The organism is Pseudomonas sp. ADAK2 TE3594, from assembly GCF_053628675.1.
In genome coordinates, this window is sequence record NZ_JBRJGV010000001.1 from 5,507,540 (window position 1) to 5,528,789 (window position 21,250).

The following is a 21,250-nucleotide window of genomic DNA, read 5'->3' on the forward strand; positions in this document are numbered from 1 at the left end:
GCTCCCACAGGTTTCGCACCTTGAACTGACTGGCATCAGGTACGTTTACCCTTCATTTTTTGATCTTCTGCGGTTCGGTTTCCTGGTCCCGCTCCGCAGATGTCTTCGGCGGTCCGCTTTCACTGCGAATCTGCGCGTGACTGATCAGCGCGAAGATAAAACTGCCGCCGATGATGTTCCCCACCAGCGTGGGTCCTGCGAATACCAGCCAGAAATCCTTCCAGGGCAACTCGCCGGCAAACACCAGATACGAGACCTCGACCGATCCGACCACGATGTGAGTGAAATCTCCCAGCGCCATGAAATAGGTGATGAGGATGATGATCCACATCTTGGCGCTTTCCATGGACGGGATCATCCAGACCATGGTGGCGATCATCCAGCCGGAGATGATGCCTTTGGCGAACATTTTGCTGGCGTCGTTCTCCATGACCTTGCGCCCGATGTCGAGGAAGGCCAGATCGGTCTTGGTGTCGAAAATCGGCAAGTGCAGCATCACATACGCCACCAGCAAGGTGCCGCAGAGGTTGCCCACCAGCACTACCGACCACAGCCGCAACAGCCGACCGAAATTACCCAGCGTAGGCTTGCTCATGATCGGCAGCACGGCAGTCAGGGTGTTCTCGGTAAATAGCTGCTGACGGGCCAGAATCACCGCGAGAAAACCTGCGCAGTAACCGAAACTGGCAATCACCTTGAAGCCTTCGCCGTCCGGCAGACGCGAGTTGAGCAGCCCCATGCCCATCAGCGACAAGCCCATGGTCAAGCCCGCAGCCAGGGCCGACCACCACAGCGCCGCAACGCTGCGCTCGAGTTCCTTATCACCTTGGGTGCGAATGATTTCGTGCAGCACCGCCGCGCGCGGTGGCTGGTTCTTGTCGACCTCGCGCTGTTCTTTTGCCGAGAGGTCCGGGGTCTTGCCGTCTTTGGGCGTGTCCATAAAGCTCCTGAACCGGTGGCGGGTCGTTTAATTACGACACGCGGGGTTCGGAGCTGTTCAGTGATCCGTTAAATCATCTCTGACCGATAGACCGCTTTCGCGAGCAAGCCCGCTCCCACACTGGATATCTGTCGTGCACAAAGTCTATGTTCACTGAGGATCAAATGTGGGAGTGGGCTTGCTCGCGAAGGCCACACCGCCAACTTCACCCGCCGATGTCATCATCCTTGAACTGGTCTTTGACATACCTGATCTCGGTCCGGCCGTGCGGCGAAGGCAGGCCGTCTTCGCCCAGGTTCACGAAAACCATCTTCTCTACTGTCAGGATGCTCTTGCGGGTGATCTTGTTGCGCACTTCGCAGGTCAGCGTGATCGAGGTGCGACCGAACTCGGTGGCGGTGATGCCCAGCTCGATGATGTCGCCCTGGCGCGAGGCGCTGACAAAGTTGATTTCGGAAATGTACTTGGTGACCACGCGCTGATTACCCAGCTGGACGATGGCGTAGATCGCCGCTTCTTCGTCGATCCAGCGCAACAGACTGCCGCCGAACAGCGTGCCGTTGGGGTTGAGGTCTTCGGGTTTTACCCATTTGCGGGTGTGGAAATTCATGCTCACTCCTGACCGTCTTGCCGATTGATGCTGGCCATCATGGCAGAGCCCGGATTAGAGCTCTATCAAGCATCGACTATGGCCTCGATTACCGTTCGGACATTGACCTTGCAGAAAGGCTTTGGAAGATCAGCATAGCCCGCTATAATCGCCCCCGTTTCAAAACGGTAATGTTCACTTGCTACCGTTTTCCCGCCACCTGTCCGAGGGGCGCTGCAGCAGGTTCGACCTGTCAGGCTCGGATGGGGCGTTGACTGGCCACGGCCAGACACTAAACGCACAACGGCGCCCATTCGCATACATTACGAATGGAGGCTCATCATGAGCGCTGTTATCACGCCTGTAGATTTTAACGATTACAAAGTCGCCGACATGTCCCTGGCTGCCTGGGGCCGTCGCGAAACCATCATCGCTGAATCCGAAATGCCAGCCCTGATGGGCCTGCGCCGCAAATACTCCGCCGAGCAGCCGCTCAAAGGCGCGAAGATTCTCGGCTGCATCCACATGACCATTCAGACTGCCGTGCTGATCGAAACCCTGGTTGCCCTGGGTGCCGAAGTGCGTTGGTCGTCCTGCAACATTTTCTCGACTCAAGACCAGGCCGCTGCCGCTATCGCTGCTGCCGGCATCCCGGTTTTCGCCTGGAAAGGCGAGACTGAAGAAGAGTACGAGTGGTGCCTGGAGCAAACCATCCTCAAAGATGGCGCGCCTTGGGATGCCAACATGATCCTCGACGACGGCGGCGACCTGACCGAGCTGCTGCACAAGAAATACCCGGCGATCCTGGACCGCGTCCACGGCGTCACCGAAGAAACCACCACCGGCGTTCACCGCCTGCTGGACATGCTGGCCAAGGGCGAGCTGAAAATCCCGGCCATCAACGTCAACGACTCGGTGACCAAGAGCAAGAACGACAACAAGTACGGTTGCCGTCACAGCCTGAACGACGCGATCAAGCGCGGTACCGACCACCTGCTGTCCGGCAAGCAAGCGCTGGTCATCGGTTACGGTGACGTGGGCAAGGGCTCGGCCCAGTCCCTGCGTCAGGAAGGCATGATCGTTAAAGTCTCCGAAGTCGACCCGATCTGCGCCATGCAAGCCTGCATGGACGGTTTCGAGCTGGTTTCGCCGTTCATCGACGGTATCAACAACGGTACCGAAGCAAGCATCGACAAAGCGCTGCTGGGCAAGATCGACCTGATCGTGACCACCACCGGCAACGTTAATGTTTGCGACGCAAACATGCTCAAAGCCCTGAAGAAGCGCGCTGTGGTCTGCAACATCGGTCACTTCGACAACGAAATCGACACCGCTTTCATGCGCAAGAACTGGGCATGGGAAGAAGTGAAGCCACAGGTTCACAAGGTTCACCGCACCGGTCCTGGCGCTTTCGACGCTCAGAACGACGACTACCTGATCCTGCTGGCCGAAGGCCGTCTGGTTAACCTGGGCAACGCCACAGGCCACCCAAGCCGCATCATGGACGGTTCGTTCGCCAACCAGGTTCTGGCACAGATCTTCCTGTTCGGCCAGAAGTACGCCGACCTGTCACCAGCCCAGAAAGCCGAGCGCCTGACCGTTGAAGTACTGCCGAAGAAACTCGACGAAGAAGTGGCCCTGGAAATGGTCCGCGGTTTCGGTGGCGTGGTCACTCAACTGACCAAGACTCAGGCTGACTACATCGGCGTGACCGTCGAAGGCCCGTTCAAGCCGCACGCTTACCGCTACTGATTGACCCGCTGCCTGCTCTCCCTTGTGGGAGCGGGCTTTTTGTGGGAGCTGGCTTGCCTGCGATGCAGGCGCCTCGGTGTTTCAGTGACACCGAGGTGATGCCATCGCGGGCAAGCCCGGCTCCCACAAAAGCCCGCTCCCTCATTGGGATGTGCAAGTCATCAAGGCTTACGCGTTTTCAAGGGTATTCCCATGTCCCAAGACCGTCGCTACAGCTTCGAGTTCTTCCCTACGAAGACCGATGCTGGGCATGAAAAACTGATCGCCACTGCCCGTCATCTGGCGACCTACAATCCCGACTTCTTCTCCTGCACCTACGGCGCTGGCGGTTCGACCCGTGATCGCACCCTCAACACCGTGTTGCAGCTTGAAAGCGAAGTCAAAGTCCCTGCCGCACCGCATCTGTCTTGCGTGGGCGACAGCAAGGACGACCTGCGCGGCCTGCTGAGCCAGTACAAGGCAGCCGGCATCAAGCGTATCGTTGCGCTTCGCGGTGACCTGCCCTCGGGCATGGGCATGGCCAGCGGCGAGATGCGTCACGCCAATGACCTGGTTGAATTCATTCGTGAAGAAACCGGTGATCATTTCCACATCGAAGTCGCCGCTTACCCGGAAATGCATCCGCAAGCGCGCAATTTTGAAGACGATCTCAACAACTTCGTGCGCAAGGCTAACGCCGGCGCCAACAGTGCGATCACCCAGTACTTCTTCAACGCGGACAGTTATTTCTACTTCGTCGAGCGTGTACGGGCGAAGGGCGTGAACATCCCGATCGTGCCGGGGATCATGCCGATCACCAACTACAGCAAGCTGGCGCGCTTTTCCGACGCTTGCGGTGCGGAAATCCCGCGCTGGATCCGCAAGCAACTGGAAGCCTACGGCGACGACACCCAGAGCATTCAAGGCTTTGGTGAGCAAGTCATCACCGAGATGTGCGAACGCCTGCTGCAGGGTGGCGCGCCAGGGCTGCATTTCTACACGCTGAACCAGGCTGAGCCGAGCCTGGCGGTGTGGAATAACCTGAAGTTGCCGCGTTAAAAACAAAGCAAAAGCAAAGGCAAGATCAAAAGATCGCAGCCTTCGGCAGCTTCTACGCGCCTGTGGAAGCTGCCGAAGGCTGCGATCTTTTGCTTTGCGGCGCCCCTTTATTGTGCAGCCATATCCTGAGATAGAGCTTCTGGATCCGGTTTCTGGCTCTTTATGATTTCTCGTCGTAATCTCAATCCATGCCCCTGATCGCTCAGTTACTGACCGTGCTTCTGTTCACTTGCCTGAGCCTCACCGCCCGGGGCGAGAAGTTGCGTATTGTCACCGAACCCTGGGCACCTTACGTGTACGAGGAAAACGGCAAATCGCTGGGCCTGGACTACGAAACCACGGCCATTGTCTTCAAACGCCTCGGGATCGACGTCGAATGGCAGTTCTTGCCATGGAAACGCTGTCTGTCGATGCTTGAGCAAGGCCAGGCGGATGGCGCGCTGGATATTTTCCACAGCGATGAACGTGATGCGACCCTGCTCTACCCCAGCGAACCACTCTCACAAGTCGAGTTCGTGATGTTCTACGCCAACGAACGGCCCTTTCCATTTCGCACCCTGGACGATCTGAAAGGCCTGACCATCGGCACCTCGCCGGGCTACCTGTACAGCAAGGACTTCAGCGAATCGACGCTGTTCACCCAAGAGCCGGCACCCACCCATGAAGCCAACTTCGGCAAACTGGTGCGCGGCCGCATCGACCTGCTGATCACCGATCGCCGGGTCGGCCAGCATTTGCTCGATCAACTGAATATCCGCGACAAGATCACCGAGAACCCGATCATCATCAGCCAGCAAAGCCAGTTTCTGGCGGTACGCCGCAATGCCGGGATGGATTTGTTGGTGCAGCGTTTCGGTGCCGAGCTCAAACGCTTCAAGCGCGAGCCGGCCTACGCCGAACTGAGCGCCCGCTATGGTGCCGGCCCGGCCATCGAAGCACGAGCTGCCAGCGCCACCACAACCGGCGGAAAAACCGTTGAGCAGCAGGAAAGCGGCGCGCAGTGATTGCTCTGTTATACTCCGGCCTTCCCGCCAGGCTCACGCCCGGACGCTCGGACTTGTTCAAGGCATCTCGATCCCGCTACAGCGCAGCTTTTCAGCCCGCGCGAGCGCTCCAGACGAGCCTTCAAGGCCCAGCAGGACCGGACGGGATTGCGTCCTCTTAAACGCGATTCGCGCCAGGCAAGACTCCCATTGGGCCAAGCCCTAACTAAAACAGGATTACTCATGTCCTTTGCTTCCCTCGGTCTCTCCGAGGCTTTAGTCCGCGCCATCGAGGCAGCGGGCTATACCGAGCCTACTCCGGTGCAACAGCGGGCCATTCCCGCCGTGTTGCAAGGTCGCGACCTGATGGTTGCGGCACAGACAGGTACTGGTAAAACCGGCGGCTTCGCCCTTCCGATTCTGGAACGGTTGTTTCCCAACGGTCACCCGGACAAATCCCAGCGTCACGGCCCGCGCCAACCGCGCGTACTGGTCCTGACCCCAACCCGCGAACTCGCGGCCCAGGTGCACGAGAGCTTCAAGGTCTATGCCCGTGACCTGAAGTTCGTCAGCGCCTGCATCTTCGGCGGCGTCGGCATGAACCCTCAGGTTCAGGCCATGTCCCGCGGTGTCGACGTGCTGGTGGCCTGCCCCGGTCGCCTGCTCGACCTGGCCGGCCAAGGCAGCGTCGATCTGTCCCACGTGGAAATCCTCGTGCTGGACGAAGCCGACCGCATGCTCGACATGGGCTTTGTCCATGACGTGAAAAAGGTCCTCGCCCGTCTGCCGAGCAAGCGCCAGAACCTGCTGTTCTCGGCGACGTTCTCCAAAGACATCACCGACCTCGCCGGCAAGCTGCTGCACAACCCGGAACGCATCGAAGTCACGCCGCCGAACACCACGGTCGAGCGGATCGAACAACGCGTATTCCGCCTGGCCGCCAGCCACAAGCGTTCGTTGCTGGCGCACCTGATCACCGCCGGCGCCTGGGAACAGGTACTGGTGTTCACCCGCACCAAGCACGGCGCCAACCGCCTGGCCGAGTACCTGGACAAACACGGCCTCACCGCCGTCGCCATCCACGGCAACAAGAGCCAGAACGCCCGCACCAAAGCCCTGGCCGACTTCAAGGCTGGTGAAGTGCGCATCCTGGTCGCCACCGACATCGCCGCTCGCGGCCTGGACATCGATCAGTTGCCTCACGTGGTCAACTTCGAACTGCCAAACGTCGACGAAGATTACGTGCACCGTATCGGCCGTACTGGCCGTGCCGGTCGTTCGGGCGAGGCGATCTCGCTGGTTGCTCCGGATGAAGAAAAGCTGCTGAAAAGCATCGAGCGCATGACCAAGCAGAAGATTGCCGACGGCAACCTGATGGGCTTCGACTCCAGCGCTGTGGAAGCCGAGAAACCTGAAGTTCGCGAGCGTCCGGATGTGCGTAACCCGCGCAACCCACGTGGCCCGCGCGGCGACGGTCCGAACGGCAGCGGTGGTGGTGGCGGTCGTAAGGACAAAGGCAAGGACAAGGGCGGCAAGGAGAAACCTGCTGCCACTGGCCGTGGCGATCGTCCGGCCCGTGAACACAAGCCTCGCGAAGGCACTCCGGCGCGTGAGCAACAGCGTCCGGCACCTCGCGCCGCCGCTGACCGTGCTCCGGACGAGTTCCTGGACGACGATGTCGATAACTTCGGTAACCGCGTCGACTACGTGCCTCAAGCCAAACCGGCTCAGGGCCGTGGTCGCCGTCCGGGCGCTCCGGCACAAGGCGCAGGCGCAGGTGCTCCGCGTACCGGCCAGCCACAAGGTCGCCAAAACGGTCCGCGCAGCAGCAGCGGCGCAACCACCGGCACCCCACCGGCCAAGCGCAGCGGCCCACGCAACGGTGCTCCACGTGACGGCCAGGCCCGTCGCGAGGAGTCCCGCAACCGCCGCCCGGCCCGTGACGAGCAGCCTCGTTCGGAACCGGCCGTGCAGAACCCGCGCGGCCCGGCACCGAAGATCATTCACAAGGAGTCGAAAAGCGATCGCTTCCCGACACCTGAGCAGCTTGATCAACTCCCAGGCCGTCCGCGCGGCGAAAAACCAGCCTTGCTGACCCGCAATCGCTGAGTTTTTCAAAGCCATGAAAAATGCCCCGGATCGCAAGATCCGGGGCATTTTTTATGCCTCAACAAAAAACTTGTAGGTGCGAGGCTTGCCCGCGAAAGCGTCATCCGCTACACCGCAAAACCCGAGTCGCCCCCTTCGCCGGCAAGCCTGGCTCCTACAGGGTTATGTGTCGATCGCCCCTAATCCATCAGAAACAAAAAAACGCCCCGGATCGCGAGATCAGGGGCGCTTTTGTTCAAGCAGCGAAATTCACTTCGCCTTCACACCTTCAAACGTAATGTACAGCTCGACCGCGTCAGACTGTGGGCCCAGGTCTTTCTGCTTGCCGAAATCGGAACGCTTGATGCTGGTGGTGCCTTCGAAGCCGGCACGGTAGCCGCCCCATGGATCCTTGCCTTCACCCAGGAAGGTGGCTTTGACCACGATTGGCTTGGTCACACCCAGCAAAGTCAGGTTACCGGCTACGTCGGCAGTGTCTTTGCCAGCGGCGTTTTTGCCGGTGGATTTGACGCTGGTGGAAACGAACTTGGCGTCGGCGAATTTGCCCACGTTCAGGAAGTCACCGCTGGAGATGTGCTTGTCGCGTTCGGCGTGGTTAGTGAACACGCTGGCGGTGCGCACATTGAACTCGATCTTGCTGTCTTCAGGCTTGGCGGCGTCGAAGCTGAACTTGCCGTCGATGTCCTTGAAGGTACCGGTGATGTAGCTGTAACCCAGGTGGCTGATCTTGAAATCAACGAAGGCGTGCTGGCCTTCTTTGTCGACAACATAATCGGCCGCCATCACGTTAGCCGACAACAGAGCAGAACCGATTGCCAGAGCGGCGAGCGTCTTTTTCAACATGCTTTCTATTCCTTTGGAGTCGAGGTTGAACATCAGGCTTTGCGTCCCAACATTCGCGTCAGGGTCGCATCACGATCGATAAAGTGGTGTTTCAATGCTGCCAACGCATGGAGGCCGGAAAAAATTACCAGCGCCCAGGCCAGGTACAAATGAATAACACCAGCGGTGTCTGCCTGGTCCGGTAGTCCGGAAATCAGTGCAGGAACTTCAAACAGGCCAAACACCGGGATCCCGACACCGTCTGCGGTGGAAATCAGGTAACCGGCAATCATTACAGCGAACAGCCCGAGATAGAGGAAGGCATGGCCGAACACGGCGCCAAGACGTGTCATGCGGCTATAACTTTGCAGGGGCGGTGGAGGTGGGCTGATGAAGCGCCACAACACCCGTAGCAACATGACTGCGAACAACACCAGGCCAATGCTCTTGTGCAGATCCGGCGCATCTTTGCGCCAGGAACTGTAGTAGTCGAGACCAACCATCCACAGCCCTAAGGCGAACAGGCCGAAGACCGCGAGCGCCACACCCCAGTGCACGAAGATGCTGATCCAACCGTAGCGGGAAGAAGAGTTACGTAGCTGCATTGCCCAAATCCTGTAAGAACTGCGCCCAAGACTATCGAGTTATCTATCGATTTAAAGCGGAAAATTTCGCTCTGAAATATCGAAAAATACGATCAAGACCTTGGGGTCGAGATATTAAGAGAGTGTTAACCAGAAGAAAAAACCTACAGACGCTGTCCCATGCTCGCTTCCAAAAAGCCTTTACCACTCGTCAGAACTGTCATATCTGACAGTAGCCACCATCACAGGTCATTGATGAACCTGATCTCGGGCGTTAGCCCGAGCGTCTGAACAGGAGTTCTACCATGAGTCACCATTCGAGTTCATCCCCCGCGATTACGGGAAACCTATCCAATTCGATACCCGTAGGGGCAGGGCCGCGAGGGATAGCCATCAACAACGATGGATCACGGGTTTTTGTTTGCAATTACATTTCAGGCAATGTGTCAGTGATCAACACCCGGAACAGAAAGGTAATCCACACCATCGCCGTCGAGCATTACCCCCAGAACATCGTCCTTGCCCATGGAGGGAAAAGAGCTTATGTGACCAACTACGGATCAAGTTCGGTTTCGGTCATTGATACTGAAACCTATGCGGTGGGTAACGTCACAGTGGGAAAATATCCTCGGGGAATCGTCGTAAGCCGAGACGGCAAGCATGTTTACGTCACCGTTCGACAAAACAAAGAGTGGCTGGCAATTATTGATACCCGCACTTATGCGGTGAGCAGAGTGAGAGGATTACCCTCTCCCTCCATAAGTGTGGATATCAGCCAGGACGATTCGCGTCTTTATATTTCCAGTACAAACTCTCCTGATGGCCCTTATCAGGACGCACTAACGATCATCAGCAGCAAGACTTTCAAAGTCCTCGATATCATCAAAACCGAAAAGTATCCGTCAGCAGTTACCGTCAGTCCCGACGACAAAGAAGTGTATATCGTGTGTCTGGACGCTCAAAAACTGACCGTACTGGACCCTAAGTTATCGACCGCCAGGCATTTCGATTTTGTGACTTGCGAAGGGAAAATTGTGTTCGGCGAAAAAAACGCTTATGCCGTTGATCAAATCAAAAAAGAGGTCGTGGAAATTAATACCGCCACGTATGAAATCGTTCGCCGGGTGCCCATCCCTGGTGCTTCCGAACCGTATGACATGGTTCTTGATCAACATAACCATGCCTATGTCAGCGACTACCAAAGCGACGAAGTCCATAGTGTCGATCTAGCTTAGGGTCACAGCAAAATCAGCAGCGACATACGCAAGACATAAAAAAAGCGCGGCATCACTGCCGCGCTTTTTTTGATTCCAGGACTTACTGCGTCTTGGTTTCAGTCGTCGCCGGGGTCTTCGCAGCGGCACTGACCGCTGGTTTCTTCGCCGGCTCAGTCTTTTTCGCCGTCGCCTTGACCGGAGCTTTTTTGGCCTCGGTTTTGGCAGCAGGCTTTTTCACTGGCGCTTTGGCCGGTGCTTTCTTGGCAGGCTCTGCTTTCACCGGTGCCGCAGGCTTCGGCGCCTCAACCGGTGCTGGCGCTGGCGCTGGAGTCGGCGCAGGTGCTGGGGCGGGTGCCGGAGCAACCGGTGCCACGGGTGCTGGCGCCTTGGCCGGTTCCGGTTTGTCGTCAGAACCGCCGAACAGGTTGGTGAAGAAGTTACCTTTCTTCGCCGCCACTGCACCAGCCGCTGCTGCGGTCGCCGCCGGAACAACTTTCGCCGGTTCAAACGATTTGCCCGCCGCCAGGTCTTCTACCTGACTGGCTGCACGCTGACCGGTGCGCAACGCGCCTTCCAGAGTGCCTGGGTACAAGGTATCGGTGTGTTCGCCGGCAAAGGCTACACGTTGCAGTGGACGCTCCCACAGACGCCAGTACTTGCTGATCTGGCCCGGGCCGAAGGCCAGGTAAGCGCCACCCATCGACGGGTCGGTGCTATAGCGACGAATTTCATAACCGGTGAATGAACCGCGTGCCTGTGGATAAAAGGCGTGCAGACGAATCAGTACCTGATCGACCATCTGCTTGTCGCCGAAGGCCTGCATCACGCGCGCGTTGTCGCCGGACAGGTTGATCACCACGTTGGCGCCGCCTTTCAGGGCCGGCTCGACCCACAACATGCCCAAGCCGGTGTTGCTGTAGATCTCGCCGGACATGCGCGCCTTGCTTTCCCACACCGGCGTCTTGAACTTCAGCATGATCTGGTCACGCCAGCCGTAGTTGGTGCCTTTGATGGCGCCCATGTGCTGGGCATCCAGCGCCGGGGTCATCTGGATCTTGTTCAGTGCACGCAACGGCACGGCCAGCACAACATAGTCCGCCTGATAGCCAACACTGCCGACCTTCACGGTCACGCCGTCCTTGTCCTGAGTAATGGACGAAACCGGCGAGCTGGTCTTGATGGTTTTCAGTTGTTTGACGAAGGCCTGGGCCAGCACCGGGCTGCCGCCAGGCAGACGCGAGGCGCGCAGGTCACGGTCGGCAACGCCACGGTAGACGCGGCTCTGTTGTGCGAAGTACAGCAGCGACAGGCGCGAAGGTTCGTCATAACGGGTACGAATCTGCTGATTCACCAACTGACGCGCGGTGGCTGGCAGATTCAAGCGATCGAGCCAGTTGGACACGTTAATCTGGTCCAGGGCGAACAGCGTGCTGTTGGCGGCCGGGTTCTGCGGGTCTTCGATTGAACGCGCCAGATCATCCAGGGTCTTTTCGTAGCGTTTCAGCGCCTCGGCGGTGGCCGGCTGTTTAGTCGCCAGATCGGCGGCGGTGAAATATTCACCGTCGATCAGGTAGCTCGGAGTCCGCACGAATTCAGGGGCTGGCGTGGTGGTCAGCTTGAACGTCGAGACGTACTTGTTCAGTACCGGTTGGGTCTTGTCGTTGCCGATCCACTCACTGGTGGCCATGCCGGAGCGGCCGCCCAACGTCGGCTTGGCTTCCAGCAGGGTGACCTGCCAGCCTTTGTTCTGCAGTTCGTACGCCGCGGTGAGGCCCGAAAGCCCGCCGCCGACCACGATCGCCGTTTTATCCTTGGCCAGCGCCGAAACGCTGAACAGCCCCAACATCACCAGCGCACAGGCGCGCAGCCAACCAGCAGACATTCAGCGAACTCCGGAAATACACGAGGAAATAGCGGTTTTACGAGCCAGACGACTCAAAGAACCGCGAAGAATACGTCAGCCATCAAAACGCCGCCAGCGACGTCTATCTCCTTATACAAAGTAGCTCAATCGACACAATGGGTTGTCCCGATGACGCGCATTGCATAGGCTTGCGCGATTGTTTGCCCGCGCACCAAGCGAGCCGCCTCGAGGAGACTGAACATGGGCCTGAATAATCAGTGGATGCAACGCGATCTCGCGGTGTTGTGGCATCCCTGCACCCAGATGAAAGACCACGAACAGCTGCCGCTGATCCCGATCAAGCGCGGCGAAGGCGTCTGGCTGGAAGACTTCGAAGGCAAACGCTACCTCGACGCTGTCAGCTCCTGGTGGGTCAACGTGTTCGGCCACGCCAACCCGCGGATCAACCAGCGCATCAAGGATCAGGTCGATCAGCTGGAACACGTGATCCTCGCCGGTTTCAGCCATCAGCCGGTGATTGAACTGTCGGAGCGTCTGGTGAAGATGACGCCGGAAGGCCTGACCCGGTGCTTCTATGCCGATAACGGTTCGTCGTGCATCGAAGTCGCACTGAAAATGAGCTTTCACTACTGGCTCAACCGCGGCCAGCCGAACAAAAAGCGATTCGTCACCCTGACCAATGGCTACCACGGCGAGACCATGGCGGCGATGGCGGTGGGCGACGTGCCGCTGTTCACCGAAACCTACAAGGCCCTGCTGATGGACACCATCAAGGTGCCGAGCCCCGATTGCTACCTGCGCCCCGAGGGCATGAGCTGGGAAGAACATTCGCGCAACATGTTCGCCGCCATGGAGCAGACCCTGGCCGAAAATCACGACACCGTGGCCGCCGTGATTCTGGAGCCGCTGATTCAGGGCGCCGGCGGCATGCGCATGTATCACCCGGTGTACCTGAAGTTGCTGCGCGACGCCTGTGATCGTTATGGCGTGCATTTGATTCATGATGAAATCGCCGTTGGCTTCGGTCGTACCGGAACGATGTTCGCCTGCGAACAGGCCGGCATCCGTCCGGATTTCCTCTGCCTGTCCAAGGCCCTGACCGGTGGTTACCTGCCGTTGGCGGCGGTGCTGACCACCGATGAGGTCTACAGCGCCTTCTACGACGATTACCCGACCCTGCGCGCCTTCCTGCACTCCCACAGCTACACCGGCAATCCGCTGGCGTGCGCGGCGGCATTGGCGACGCTGGATATCTTCGAAGAAGACAACGTCATCGAGAACAACAAGGCCCTGGCTCAACGCATGGCCTCCTCCACCGCGCACCTGGCCGATCACCCGAACGTTGCCGAAGTGCGCCAGACCGGCATGGTGCTGGCCATCGAGATGGTCAAGGACAAGGCCACCAAGGAAGCTTATCCGTGGCAGGAACGTCGTGGTCTGAGGGTGTTCCAGCATGCGCTGGAGCGGGGTGCTTTACTGCGGCCGTTGGGCAGCGTGGTGTATTTCCTGCCGCCGTACGTGATTACTCCGGAGCAGATCGATTTTCTGGCCGAGGTGGCCAGTGAAGGCATCGACATCGCTACCCGTGACAGCATCAGCGTGGCAGTGCCGAAGGACTTTCATCCGGGTTACCGTGATCCGGGCTAGTTTCTCTCATTCCCACGCTCTGCGTGGGAATGCAGCCGGGGACGCTCTGCGTCCCAAAAGCGGACGCGGAGCGTCCGGTGAGGCATTCCCACGCAGAGCGTGGGAACGATCAGTTCAGACGAATTACAGAGACCATTGATGAGACTGTCCCGCTTCTTTATCGACGCCCCCTTGAGCACCGGCGAACACGAGCTTCCCGAGGCCCAGGCCCATTACATCAGCCGCGTGCTGCGCATGGCCGAGGGTGATGCGGTGCAATTGTTCGACGGTTCGGGCCATGAGTTTCGCGGCACGTTGGCGGAAGTCGGCAAGAAGCGCGTCGTGGTGAACATCGATGAAAGCTTCGCCGGGCAGGTCGAGTCGTCGCTTGCGGTCCATCTCGGCCAGGGCTTGTCCCGTGGCGAGCGGATGGACTGGGCGATTCAGAAAGCCACCGAACTGGGCGTCAGCGAAATCACCCCGATCTTCACCGACCGTTGCGAAGTCCGCCTCAAGGACGAGCGCGCCGACAAACGCCTGATGCATTGGCGTCAGGTGGCGATCAGCGCTTGCGAGCAATGCGGGCGTTCACGGGTGCCGGTGATTCATCCACCGCTGTTGTTGGCTGATTGGCTGAAGCAGACGCAGGCCGAATTGAAGTTGGTGCTGCACCCGGTGGCCGAGCCGCTGGTGAGCCATGCGAAACCGGCGACACTGGCGTTTCTGATCGGCCCGGAAGGCGGGTTGTCCGACGCTGAAGTCGAGCAGGCCAAGGCTGCTGGCTTTCACGCCGCCCGCCTCGGCCCTCGCGTGTTGCGCACCGAAACCGCACCGGTGGTGGCGTTGGCAGTAGCTCAGCAGTTGTGGGGGGACTTTTAGGTTTGATCGTTCCCACGCTCTGCGTGGGAATGCAGCCCGGGACGCTCCGCGTCCCATCAAAAGCCGAACGCGGAGCGTCCGTAGAGGCCCCACGCAGAGCGTGGGAACGATCTTTCAGGAGCTACTGCACCGGATCACTCACCGGTTTCGCAATGATCGCTTTCAACTCGCTGGTCATCGGAAACTCAAGGTTCAACCCTTTAGGCGGAATCGGCTGCTGGAACCAGCGGTTGTAGATGCCGTTGATTTCCCCTGAGCTATACAAATCGGCGAGCGTCGAATTCACCAACTCGAGAAATTGCGGATCGCCCTTGCGCACCATGCAGCTGTAGATTTCCCGCGATTGCTCCTCGCCCACCACGACCCACTTATGCGGATCGCGAGCCTTGGCCCGTTCACCGTAGAGCAGCGCATCGTCCATGTAGAACGCCGCCGCCCGCCCCGACTGCAGCATCTGGAATGCTTCGCCGTGGTCCTTGGCGCTGATCACAAACATATCGATCTTGTGATCGACGTTGTAGCTCTTCAGAAACCGCTCATTGGTGGTGCCGGCGGTGGTCACAACGTTCTTGCCACGCAGGTCGGCGAAGCTCTTGATGCCACTGTCCTTCGCGGTGAGCAATTGCCCCTTCACGTAGATGAACCCATAGGAAAACGCCACTTGTTGCATGCGCTCGGCAGTCACGCCAGTAGAGCCGCATTCAAGGTCGACCGTGCCGTTTTGCACCAGCGGGATGCGTGTTTGCGAGGTCACCAGGTTGTACTTCACCTGCAGATCCGGCAGTTCGAGTTTTTGCTTGATGCGCTCGACAATCTTGCTCGCCAAGTCCACCGAATAGCCCATCGGCTGCCCCGTGTGGTCACCCACGTAAGAGAACGGCACCGACGCATCGCGATAACCCAGCGTGATGCTCTTGGCATTGGCGACCTTGTTCAGCGTGCCGGTCAGCGGCGCTTCGTTAGCCTGGACCTGACTGGCGAGCAGCAGGCCGAGGGTGCAGCCGATCAACGTGATTTTTTGCATTGTTATTCTCCGTTGTGGGTAGATCGAATTAACGGCGGGCGGCGATCACGGTGATTTCCACCAGGACCTCTGGACGGGCCAGTTGCGCCTGCAACGTGGTGCGGGTCGGTGCCTTGTCCGGCGACAGCCATTGTGACCAGACCTCGTTCATGGCGGCGAAATCGCGGCCAATGTCGTTCAGGTAAATGGTCGCGTTGAGCAGATGATCCTTGTCGCTGCCAGCCTCGGCCAGCAACGCATCGATCTTCGCCAGCACTTCGGCGGTTTGGCCGGTGACGTCGGTGCTGTCACCCGGAACCTGTCCCGAGAGAAACACCAGATCGCCAAAGGTCACCGCGCCAGAGAGTCGGCTGTTGCTGTTGATACGCTTGATGCTCATCGGTTTTTCCTTTTCAAGTCAGGCGACGCGGGGGGCGAGGCCCTGCATTTCAATCGAGGGTGTGCGCCGGGCAATCAGCTCACTCAGCAACCGAGCGCTACCGCAGGCCAAAGTGAAACCCAGGGCGCCATGGCCGAGGTTGAGCCAGAGGTTGCGGTACGCCGTGGCGCCAATCAACGGCACGCCGCTAGGAGTGGCCGGGCGCATGCCGGCCCATTCGATGGCGGCGTCATAATCGCCGGCATTGGGCAAGGTTTCCTGCGCCTGGCGTTTGATCAGCGCCAGACGCTTGGGATCGAGTGCCGGGTCGAAACCGACAATGTCGACCATCGCCGCCACCCGCAGTTGTGCACCGATGCGGGCGTAAACGATCTTGCGGTTGTAATCGGTGATGCTCAGCTCTGGCGCGCGGTGTTCGGCGCGGATCGGCATGGTCAGGCTGTAACCCTTGAGCGGATACAGCGGCAGGTTCATGCCCGGCAAGGCCAGCGCTGGACTGCGATGCCCGGCAGCGATCACCAACTGCTCAACCGGCAATACCTGAGCGCCCATTTCAACGGCCTGCACCGCGCCGTCCCCGTGGCGAATGCCGGTGACCGTGCGGCCCGGCAAAAACTCGCAACGCCCCGACGCCTTGAGCCGGGCCACCAGTTGCAAGCAGAAAGCATGGCAATCGGCGACTTCTTCATCGGGCGTGTAGATCGCGCCCACAAACGGCGCATCGGCAAGCGCCGGCTCCAGCTGTGCGCACTCGGCCCGGGACAACACCTGCTGCTGTCGCGGATCAGCCAGCCCTTGGCGCGCATGCTCGAAACTCGCGGCTTCACGAAACGTCACCAGTTTGCCGTTGCGCCGCCAGTCGAAACCGTCGAGGCGGTCTTCGTCGCGCCAGCCTTGCAGCGTGGCTTGGCTCAGCAGCGCCAGGCGCAGCAGATGCGCGCCGTTGCGCTGATTCACCGAACGCCGACAGGCCGCCAGAAAGGACGCCATCCAGCGCCATTGGGCCGGGTCCAGACGCGGGCGCAGTTTCAAAGGCGAGTCACCGCGCAACATCCACCCCAGCGCCTGCAACGGTACGCCGGCATCGGCCAGTGGCGCGACGTAGCGGTAGGACAACTGGCCGCCGTTGGCGAAACTGGTCTCGCTGGCAAACGAATCCCGGGCCTCGATCAGCGTCACGTCGATGCCGTCGCGAACCAGTGCGTAAGCCGTTGTCAGCCCGATGACGCCGCCACCGATGATGCAAACCCGCTGAGCCATGTCAGTCCTTAAGCGTTGTTGAAACGTGCCCTCAGCTTAGGACCAGGTGACAGACGTTGAACAATGCATAAAGATGCCTGAGCCATAAACAAAGGTTATGGGCTTGCCATGCGACTACGACACATCGAGATTTTCCAGGCCATTCGCCAGACCGGTTCGGTCAGTGGCGCCGCTCAGTTGCTGCACGTGTCGCAGCCGGCGGTGAGCAAAGTGCTGCAACACGCCGAACAGCAACTGGGCTTTGCGTTGTTCCTGCGGGTGCGCGGTAAATTGCAGCCGACGCCCGAAGCCCTGGAGCTTGAGCGCGAGGTCGACAAGGTCACCGAAAGCCTGCAAGGCGTGCGACGTCTGGCCCAGAGCCTGCGCCGCGAGCCGGGCCACAGTGTACGGATCGGCGCGATCCCGGCGCTGGCCTTGTCGCTGCTGCCGCCGGCGATCAACGAATGGACGCAACGCTACCCGCAAATCGCCTGCGAACTGTCCAGCGCCCACAGCCGCGAGTTGATGCAGAACCTGCTGATGCGCGAAGTGGATGTCGCTCTGACGCTGCAACTGCCCGATCATCCGGGCCTGAAGGCGCAGGCCCTGGCCTGTGGGATGCTGGTGGCGCTGGCGCCGAAAGGATTTTGGGCCGACGACACTCACGGTAAACCGTTGCCGTTGATCGAACTGGCCGGTGCGCCGCTGATTGGCTTGTCCAGCGCCGACCCGCTGGCCGCCAGACTCGACAGCTACCTTGAAGCGGTCAATCCGCCGCCAAAGGTACGCATCGCGGTGCAGACCTACTCACTGGCGCGAGCAATGGTTGAATCCGGTGCCGGGTTGGCGGTGATCGACCCGTTCACCGCGCTCGGCGCGTCCCCCGCCACCACGGCAATTCGCCCCCTCGCGCCGGCGCTGCCGATCACCCTGTACGCAGTGACCCGCGCCGATGAACCGCCGCCGCACACCTTGAGCGACTTGTTGCAGGTGTTCAGCCGACGGGCGCAGGCGCAACTGGATCACCTGTGTCCCTTGTAGGAGCGAGGCTTGCCCGCGAACAAGGCCCCGCGGTATATCAGGTACACCGCGTCATCGTTCTTCGCGGGCAAGCCTCGCTCCTACAGGTTTTGCAAATTGCTGCAGTGCGGTCTACAAGACGTAAAACATAATCGCCACGAAGTGCAGCAGACTCCCGGCAATCACAAACAAATGCCAGATCCCGTGGGCATGGCGCAGACGATGATCGAGGGCAAAAAAGATAATCCCCACGGTGTACAACACCCCGCCCGACGCCAACCAGGTAAAACCGACAGGGCCCAACGCCGCCAGTAACGGTTTGACCGCCACCAGCACGATCCAACCCATCACCGCGTAAATCACGATCGACAGAATCCGTGCTTCCGAGCGCGGTTTGATCTCTTGCAGGATACCGATCAGCGCCAGCCCCCAGACAATTCCGAACAACGTCCAGCCCCACGGCCCGCGCAGGGTCACCAAACAGAATGGCGTGTAACTGCCGGCAATCAGCAGGTAGATCGAAAAGTGATCGACCTTCTGCATGATCGCTTTCTTGCGCCCGCGCACGCTGTGGTACACGGTCGAGGCGCTGTAGAGCACCAGCAAGGTGAACGCGTAAATCGCCACGCTGACGATCTTCCACGGACTGCCATCCATACTGGCAATCACCAGCAACCACACGCCCCCGACAAACGCCGCCACCGCCCCGACCAAATGCGTCCAGGCGTTCAATCTTTCCCCGTGATACATGTATTGCTCACCTCAAAATTCATTAACACAAAGCCCCGTAGGAGCTGTCGAGTGAAACGAGGCTGCGATCTTTTGATCTTGATTCTAGGCGCCCTCTGAAAGTGCCGAAGATCAAAAGATCGCAGCCTTCGGCAGCTCCTACGAAAGCCATCGAGCCAAACGTCAGCCAATTGGGCACAATCGAACGATTCGAATAAGAGTCTGGCCCATGCTGATCGATGAAGAGTTGACCCTGAAAAAACTCGAGGTGTTCCTGGCCTTCATGCGCACCGGCAACCTGGCCCGCGCCGCTGCCGAGTTGCAAACCAGCAACGTCAGCGTGCACCGCGCTATTCACTCCCTGGAAAGTGCCCTGCGTTGCCCGCTATTCAAACACGAAGGCCGCAACCTGACCCCACTCGAAAGCGCTTATGTGCTGGAAGAGCGCGCGCAGAAGCTGATCCAGGACGTGCTCGAAAGCGTGCGCCTGACCCGCGAAGCGGCCGGGTTCTCCGCTGAGCGTTTCAAGCTTGGGTCACTGTATTCGTTGACGGTGAAGACCGTGCCGCAGCTGATCATGGGCCTGAAGATTCGCCGAAGCGAACTCAATATCGACCTGATCCTGGGCTCGAACATTGACCTGCTATACAAGCTCAAGAACATGGAAGTCGACGCGATCCTGGTGTCGCTGGATGACAGCGTCAACGACCCGGACTGCGAGCAGATTCCGCTGTTTTCCGATGACATCTTCCTCGCCACGCCGGCGGATTCGCCCTTTGCCCAGCGGACCGAAGTCGATCTGGCCGAAGTGCGCGACGAGACATTCATCACCTTGACCCAAGGCTTCGCTACGCACCAGGACGGTATTCGGGTGTTCAAGCAGGCGGGGTTCGAGCCGAAGGTGGCGATGCAGGTCAACGACATCTTCACCCTGCTGAGCATGGTCAGCTCGGGGGTCGGTTATGCGTTGCTGCCGGGAAGGATTGCGGCGGTGTATGAGAACCGGGTGAAGCTGATTCCATTGCAGGAAAAGTATCGGCTGCAGCAGCACATTGGTGTGGTGTTTCTGAAGGCCAAGGAGCGTGACCCGAATTTGCTGGCGCTGTTGGCAGAGTGCCGGATGTATGCCAATCGGCAGGCTTGAGACCGTGTCGCAGCTATCGCGAGCAGGCTCGCTCCCACAGGGGATTGCATTCCAATGTGGGAGCGAGCCTGCTCGCGATGGCGCCGGAACAGTCAGCGATGATCTACTGGCTTAACCCACAATCCCGCGAACAATGAAGTACAGCAGCGAAGGCCCAAGCAAGCACCCAAGCCCGGTGTGGAACGTCGCGGTCAACGCGCCATACGGCACCAGCCGCCGATCCGTCGCCGCCAGCCCTGCGGTCACCCCACTCACCGTCCCGGCCAGGCCGCCAAACACCATGGCCGAGCGCGGGTTATCCAGCCCCATCCAGCGCGCCGCCATCGGTGTGCCGACCATCACCAGAATCGCCTTGATCAACCCGGTGGCAATCGACAACGCCATCACATCGGACGTGGCACCAATCGCTGCCCCGGTCACTGGCCCGACGATGTACGTCACCGCGCCCGCGCCAATGGTGGTCATGCTGATCGCATCGCGATAACCGAACACCCAGGCCATGCTCGCCCCGACAATGAACGGCAGAATCGTGCCCAGCAGCAGCGCGATAACACCAATCATCCCGGCCTTTTTCGCTTCGGTGGCCTGCACCTCGAACGCCGTGGCGACGATGGCGAAGTCCCGCAACATCGCTCCGCCCATCAAACCAATACCGGAAAACAGTGACAAATCCGCAAGGCCTTTTTGCCCGCCGGTCATGGTGCCGCCGACCCAGGCCAGCACCAGGCCGATGACGATGGCAATCGCCGAGCCGTGAATCCGCCCGAAGGTCAGGCGTTTGGACAACACCACCGACACCCACATGATCACGCCAACGAACGCGAACGCCGTGATCAGACCGTTATGCTCCAGACCTTTCTCGATGAGATCCCACATATCAGCGACCTCCTGCCGGTGCGCCAACCGACGTTATATCCGCCGGTTCATCGGGCAAGGGCTCGCCTTTGTGGGTCCGGCTGATCAGCGCAATCGTGCAGCCACAGAGCACCACCGAACCAATCGCCGCCAGCACCGCCACCGGGCCGCCGTGCAAGGCGGTAACGACGTTCTGTTGCGCGGCCATCGCCACCACCACCGGAATGTACATGGCGCCCCAGAAGCCGACGCCCATCTCGCAATCCTTGGTCATGCCGCCGCGTTTTTGCATCCATAACCGCGCGCAAATCAGCAGGATCATCGCGATCCCGACCCCGCCGACGTTGGATTTCACACCCAGCAATGCGCCGAGCATGTCACCCATGATCACCCCTGCCAGCGTACAGATCGCCAACAGCGCCACACCGTAAATAATCATTGTTGTAGTCCTCAAAGT

Annotated in this window: 20 protein-coding genes and 1 riboswitch; of the genes, 9 read left to right on the plus strand and 11 right to left on the minus strand. The window is 59.5% G+C overall.

Features of this window, described 5'->3' with window-relative positions; translation table 11 throughout:
- Positions 1–52: 52 nt before the first annotated feature.
- A complete protein-coding gene (locus AB7M22_RS24740; RefSeq protein WP_454188051.1) occupies positions 53–940 on the minus strand; it encodes a formate/nitrite transporter family protein in 888 nt (295 codons plus the stop codon).
- 205 nt (positions 941–1,145) lie between these two features.
- Entirely contained in the window at positions 1,146–1,550 is a 405-nt protein-coding gene (locus AB7M22_RS24745) for an acyl-CoA thioesterase (protein WP_454188052.1), read from the minus strand.
- 199 nt (positions 1,551–1,749) lie between these two features.
- A riboswitch (S-adenosyl-L-homocysteine riboswitch) is annotated at positions 1,750–1,848 on the plus strand.
- A gap of 23 nt (positions 1,849–1,871) precedes the next feature.
- Here AB7M22_RS24745 and ahcY point away from each other — a divergent pair.
- The 4 genes from ahcY (at position 1,872) to AB7M22_RS24765 (ending at position 7,411) form a co-directional block, all read left to right on the plus strand.
- Positions 1,872–3,281, plus strand: a complete 1,410-nt coding sequence (gene ahcY, locus AB7M22_RS24750) for an adenosylhomocysteinase (RefSeq protein WP_008007509.1) — start codon at positions 1,872–1,874, stop codon at positions 3,279–3,281.
- Positions 3,282–3,473: 192 nt separating this feature from the next.
- Positions 3,474–4,319 carry a methylenetetrahydrofolate reductase [NAD(P)H] gene (gene metF / locus AB7M22_RS24755; RefSeq protein WP_008007506.1) on the plus strand — a complete coding sequence of 282 codons (846 nt, stop codon included), beginning with the start codon at positions 3,474–3,476 and terminating at the stop codon, positions 4,317–4,319.
- 188 nt (positions 4,320–4,507) lie between these two features.
- Entirely contained in the window at positions 4,508–5,323 is an 816-nt protein-coding gene (locus tag AB7M22_RS24760) for a substrate-binding periplasmic protein (protein ID WP_454188053.1), read from the plus strand.
- A gap of 222 nt (positions 5,324–5,545) precedes the next feature.
- Complete coding sequence (locus AB7M22_RS24765) at positions 5,546–7,411, plus strand: DEAD/DEAH box helicase (RefSeq protein WP_008007500.1); 1,866 nt, start codon at positions 5,546–5,548, stop codon at positions 7,409–7,411.
- Between the two features lie 249 nt (positions 7,412–7,660).
- Here AB7M22_RS24765 and AB7M22_RS24770 read toward each other — a convergent pair whose 3' ends face one another.
- Together AB7M22_RS24770 and AB7M22_RS24775 are read right to left on the minus strand one after the other, a co-directional pair.
- Positions 7,661–8,254: a YceI family protein gene (locus tag AB7M22_RS24770; protein WP_454188054.1), complete on the minus strand. Its 594-nt coding sequence runs from the start codon at positions 8,252–8,254 to the stop codon at positions 7,661–7,663.
- A gap of 32 nt (positions 8,255–8,286) precedes the next feature.
- Positions 8,287–8,838 carry a cytochrome b gene (locus AB7M22_RS24775; protein ID WP_454188055.1) on the minus strand — a complete coding sequence of 184 codons (552 nt, stop codon included), beginning with the start codon at positions 8,836–8,838 and terminating at the stop codon, positions 8,287–8,289.
- Between the two features lie 284 nt (positions 8,839–9,122).
- Here AB7M22_RS24775 and AB7M22_RS24780 point away from each other — a divergent pair, with 284 nt between their 5' ends.
- Positions 9,123–10,052, plus strand: coding sequence for a YncE family protein (locus tag AB7M22_RS24780; protein WP_454188056.1), 930 nt, complete (start codon positions 9,123–9,125; stop codon positions 10,050–10,052).
- Between the two features lie 82 nt (positions 10,053–10,134).
- On the opposite strand, the gene AB7M22_RS24785 is transcribed toward AB7M22_RS24780, so the two are convergent.
- The gene (locus tag AB7M22_RS24785; RefSeq protein ID WP_454188057.1) at positions 10,135–11,916 is read right to left on the minus strand and encodes a flavin monoamine oxidase family protein; all 1,782 of its coding nucleotides are present in this window, start codon (positions 11,914–11,916) and stop codon (positions 10,135–10,137) included.
- A gap of 222 nt (positions 11,917–12,138) precedes the next feature.
- On the opposite strand from AB7M22_RS24785, the gene AB7M22_RS24790 reads away from it, so the two are divergent.
- Entirely contained in the window at positions 12,139–13,545 is a 1,407-nt protein-coding gene (locus AB7M22_RS24790; RefSeq protein WP_454188058.1) for an adenosylmethionine--8-amino-7-oxononanoate transaminase, read from the plus strand.
- Between the two features lie 138 nt (positions 13,546–13,683).
- The gene (locus AB7M22_RS24795) at positions 13,684–14,403 is read left to right on the plus strand and encodes a 16S rRNA (uracil(1498)-N(3))-methyltransferase (RefSeq protein ID WP_454188059.1); all 720 of its coding nucleotides are present in this window, start codon (positions 13,684–13,686) and stop codon (positions 14,401–14,403) included.
- A gap of 121 nt (positions 14,404–14,524) precedes the next feature.
- On the opposite strand, the gene AB7M22_RS24800 is transcribed toward AB7M22_RS24795, so the two are convergent.
- Genes AB7M22_RS24800 through AB7M22_RS24810 form a run of 3 tightly spaced genes read right to left on the minus strand, consistent with a single transcriptional unit; the run spans position 14,525 to position 17,066 of the window.
- Entirely contained in the window at positions 14,525–15,427 is a 903-nt protein-coding gene (locus AB7M22_RS24800) for a transporter substrate-binding domain-containing protein (protein WP_007898005.1), read from the minus strand.
- 28 nt (positions 15,428–15,455) lie between these two features.
- Positions 15,456–15,806, minus strand: a complete 351-nt coding sequence (locus AB7M22_RS24805) for a RidA family protein (protein ID WP_008007483.1) — start codon at positions 15,804–15,806, stop codon at positions 15,456–15,458.
- Positions 15,807–15,824: 18 nt separating this feature from the next.
- Positions 15,825–17,066, minus strand: a complete 1,242-nt coding sequence (locus tag AB7M22_RS24810; RefSeq protein ID WP_454188060.1) for a D-amino acid dehydrogenase — start codon at positions 17,064–17,066, stop codon at positions 15,825–15,827.
- Between the two features lie 108 nt (positions 17,067–17,174).
- Here AB7M22_RS24810 and AB7M22_RS24815 point away from each other — a divergent pair, with 108 nt between their 5' ends.
- Entirely contained in the window at positions 17,175–18,086 is a 912-nt protein-coding gene (locus AB7M22_RS24815; protein ID WP_008007479.1) for a LysR family transcriptional regulator, read from the plus strand.
- A 111-nt stretch (positions 18,087–18,197) separates the two neighbouring features.
- Here the strand turns inward: AB7M22_RS24815 and trhA are convergent, their stop codons facing one another.
- Positions 18,198–18,815, minus strand: coding sequence for a PAQR family membrane homeostasis protein TrhA (trhA, locus tag AB7M22_RS24820; RefSeq protein ID WP_454188061.1), 618 nt, complete (start codon positions 18,813–18,815; stop codon positions 18,198–18,200).
- Between the two features lie 208 nt (positions 18,816–19,023).
- On the opposite strand from trhA, the gene AB7M22_RS24825 reads away from it, so the two are divergent.
- The gene (locus tag AB7M22_RS24825) at positions 19,024–19,938 is read left to right on the plus strand and encodes a LysR family transcriptional regulator (RefSeq protein WP_052965016.1); all 915 of its coding nucleotides are present in this window, start codon (positions 19,024–19,026) and stop codon (positions 19,936–19,938) included.
- A gap of 111 nt (positions 19,939–20,049) precedes the next feature.
- On the opposite strand, the gene madM is transcribed toward AB7M22_RS24825, so the two are convergent.
- Both madM and madL read right to left on the minus strand, forming a co-directional pair.
- Entirely contained in the window at positions 20,050–20,814 is a 765-nt protein-coding gene (gene madM, locus AB7M22_RS24830) for a malonate transporter subunit MadM (RefSeq protein WP_008007473.1), read from the minus strand.
- 1 nt (position 20,815) lies between these two features.
- Positions 20,816–21,232: a malonate transporter subunit MadL gene (madL, locus tag AB7M22_RS24835; protein ID WP_007897996.1), complete on the minus strand. Its 417-nt coding sequence runs from the start codon at positions 21,230–21,232 to the stop codon at positions 20,816–20,818.
- Between the last annotated feature and the right edge of the window lie 18 nt (positions 21,233–21,250).

Excerpts from the sequence above, each read along its gene's own strand:
- AB7M22_RS24740 (WP_454188051.1), bottom strand. The coding sequence starts at position 940 with ATGGACACGCCCAAAGACGGCAAGACCCCGGACCTCTCGGCAAAAGAA.
- AB7M22_RS24745 (WP_454188052.1), bottom strand. The coding sequence starts at position 1,550 with ATGAATTTCCACACCCGCAAATGGGTAAAACCCGAAGACCTCAACCCC.
- ahcY (WP_008007509.1), top strand. The coding sequence starts at position 1,872 with ATGAGCGCTGTTATCACGCCTGTAGATTTTAACGATTACAAAGTCGCC.
- metF (WP_008007506.1), top strand. The coding sequence starts at position 3,474 with ATGTCCCAAGACCGTCGCTACAGCTTCGAGTTCTTCCCTACGAAGACC.
- AB7M22_RS24760 (WP_454188053.1), top strand. The coding sequence starts at position 4,508 with ATGCCCCTGATCGCTCAGTTACTGACCGTGCTTCTGTTCACTTGCCTG.
- AB7M22_RS24765 (WP_008007500.1), top strand. The coding sequence starts at position 5,546 with ATGTCCTTTGCTTCCCTCGGTCTCTCCGAGGCTTTAGTCCGCGCCATC.
- AB7M22_RS24770 (WP_454188054.1), bottom strand. The coding sequence starts at position 8,254 with ATGTTGAAAAAGACGCTCGCCGCTCTGGCAATCGGTTCTGCTCTGTTG.
- AB7M22_RS24775 (WP_454188055.1), bottom strand. The coding sequence starts at position 8,838 with ATGCAGCTACGTAACTCTTCTTCCCGCTACGGTTGGATCAGCATCTTC.
- AB7M22_RS24780 (WP_454188056.1), top strand. The coding sequence starts at position 9,123 with ATGAGTCACCATTCGAGTTCATCCCCCGCGATTACGGGAAACCTATCC.
- AB7M22_RS24785 (WP_454188057.1), bottom strand. The coding sequence starts at position 11,916 with ATGTCTGCTGGTTGGCTGCGCGCCTGTGCGCTGGTGATGTTGGGGCTG.
- AB7M22_RS24790 (WP_454188058.1), top strand. The coding sequence starts at position 12,139 with ATGGGCCTGAATAATCAGTGGATGCAACGCGATCTCGCGGTGTTGTGG.
- AB7M22_RS24795 (WP_454188059.1), top strand. The coding sequence starts at position 13,684 with ATGAGACTGTCCCGCTTCTTTATCGACGCCCCCTTGAGCACCGGCGAA.
- AB7M22_RS24800 (WP_007898005.1), bottom strand. The coding sequence starts at position 15,427 with ATGCAAAAAATCACGTTGATCGGCTGCACCCTCGGCCTGCTGCTCGCC.
- AB7M22_RS24805 (WP_008007483.1), bottom strand. The coding sequence starts at position 15,806 with ATGAGCATCAAGCGTATCAACAGCAACAGCCGACTCTCTGGCGCGGTG.
- AB7M22_RS24810 (WP_454188060.1), bottom strand. The coding sequence starts at position 17,066 with ATGGCTCAGCGGGTTTGCATCATCGGTGGCGGCGTCATCGGGCTGACA.
- AB7M22_RS24815 (WP_008007479.1), top strand. The coding sequence starts at position 17,175 with ATGCGACTACGACACATCGAGATTTTCCAGGCCATTCGCCAGACCGGT.
- trhA (WP_454188061.1), bottom strand. The coding sequence starts at position 18,815 with ATGTATCACGGGGAAAGATTGAACGCCTGGACGCATTTGGTCGGGGCG.
- AB7M22_RS24825 (WP_052965016.1), top strand. The coding sequence starts at position 19,024 with ATGCTGATCGATGAAGAGTTGACCCTGAAAAAACTCGAGGTGTTCCTG.
- madM (WP_008007473.1), bottom strand. The coding sequence starts at position 20,814 with ATGTGGGATCTCATCGAGAAAGGTCTGGAGCATAACGGTCTGATCACG.
- madL (WP_007897996.1), bottom strand. The coding sequence starts at position 21,232 with ATGATTATTTACGGTGTGGCGCTGTTGGCGATCTGTACGCTGGCAGGG.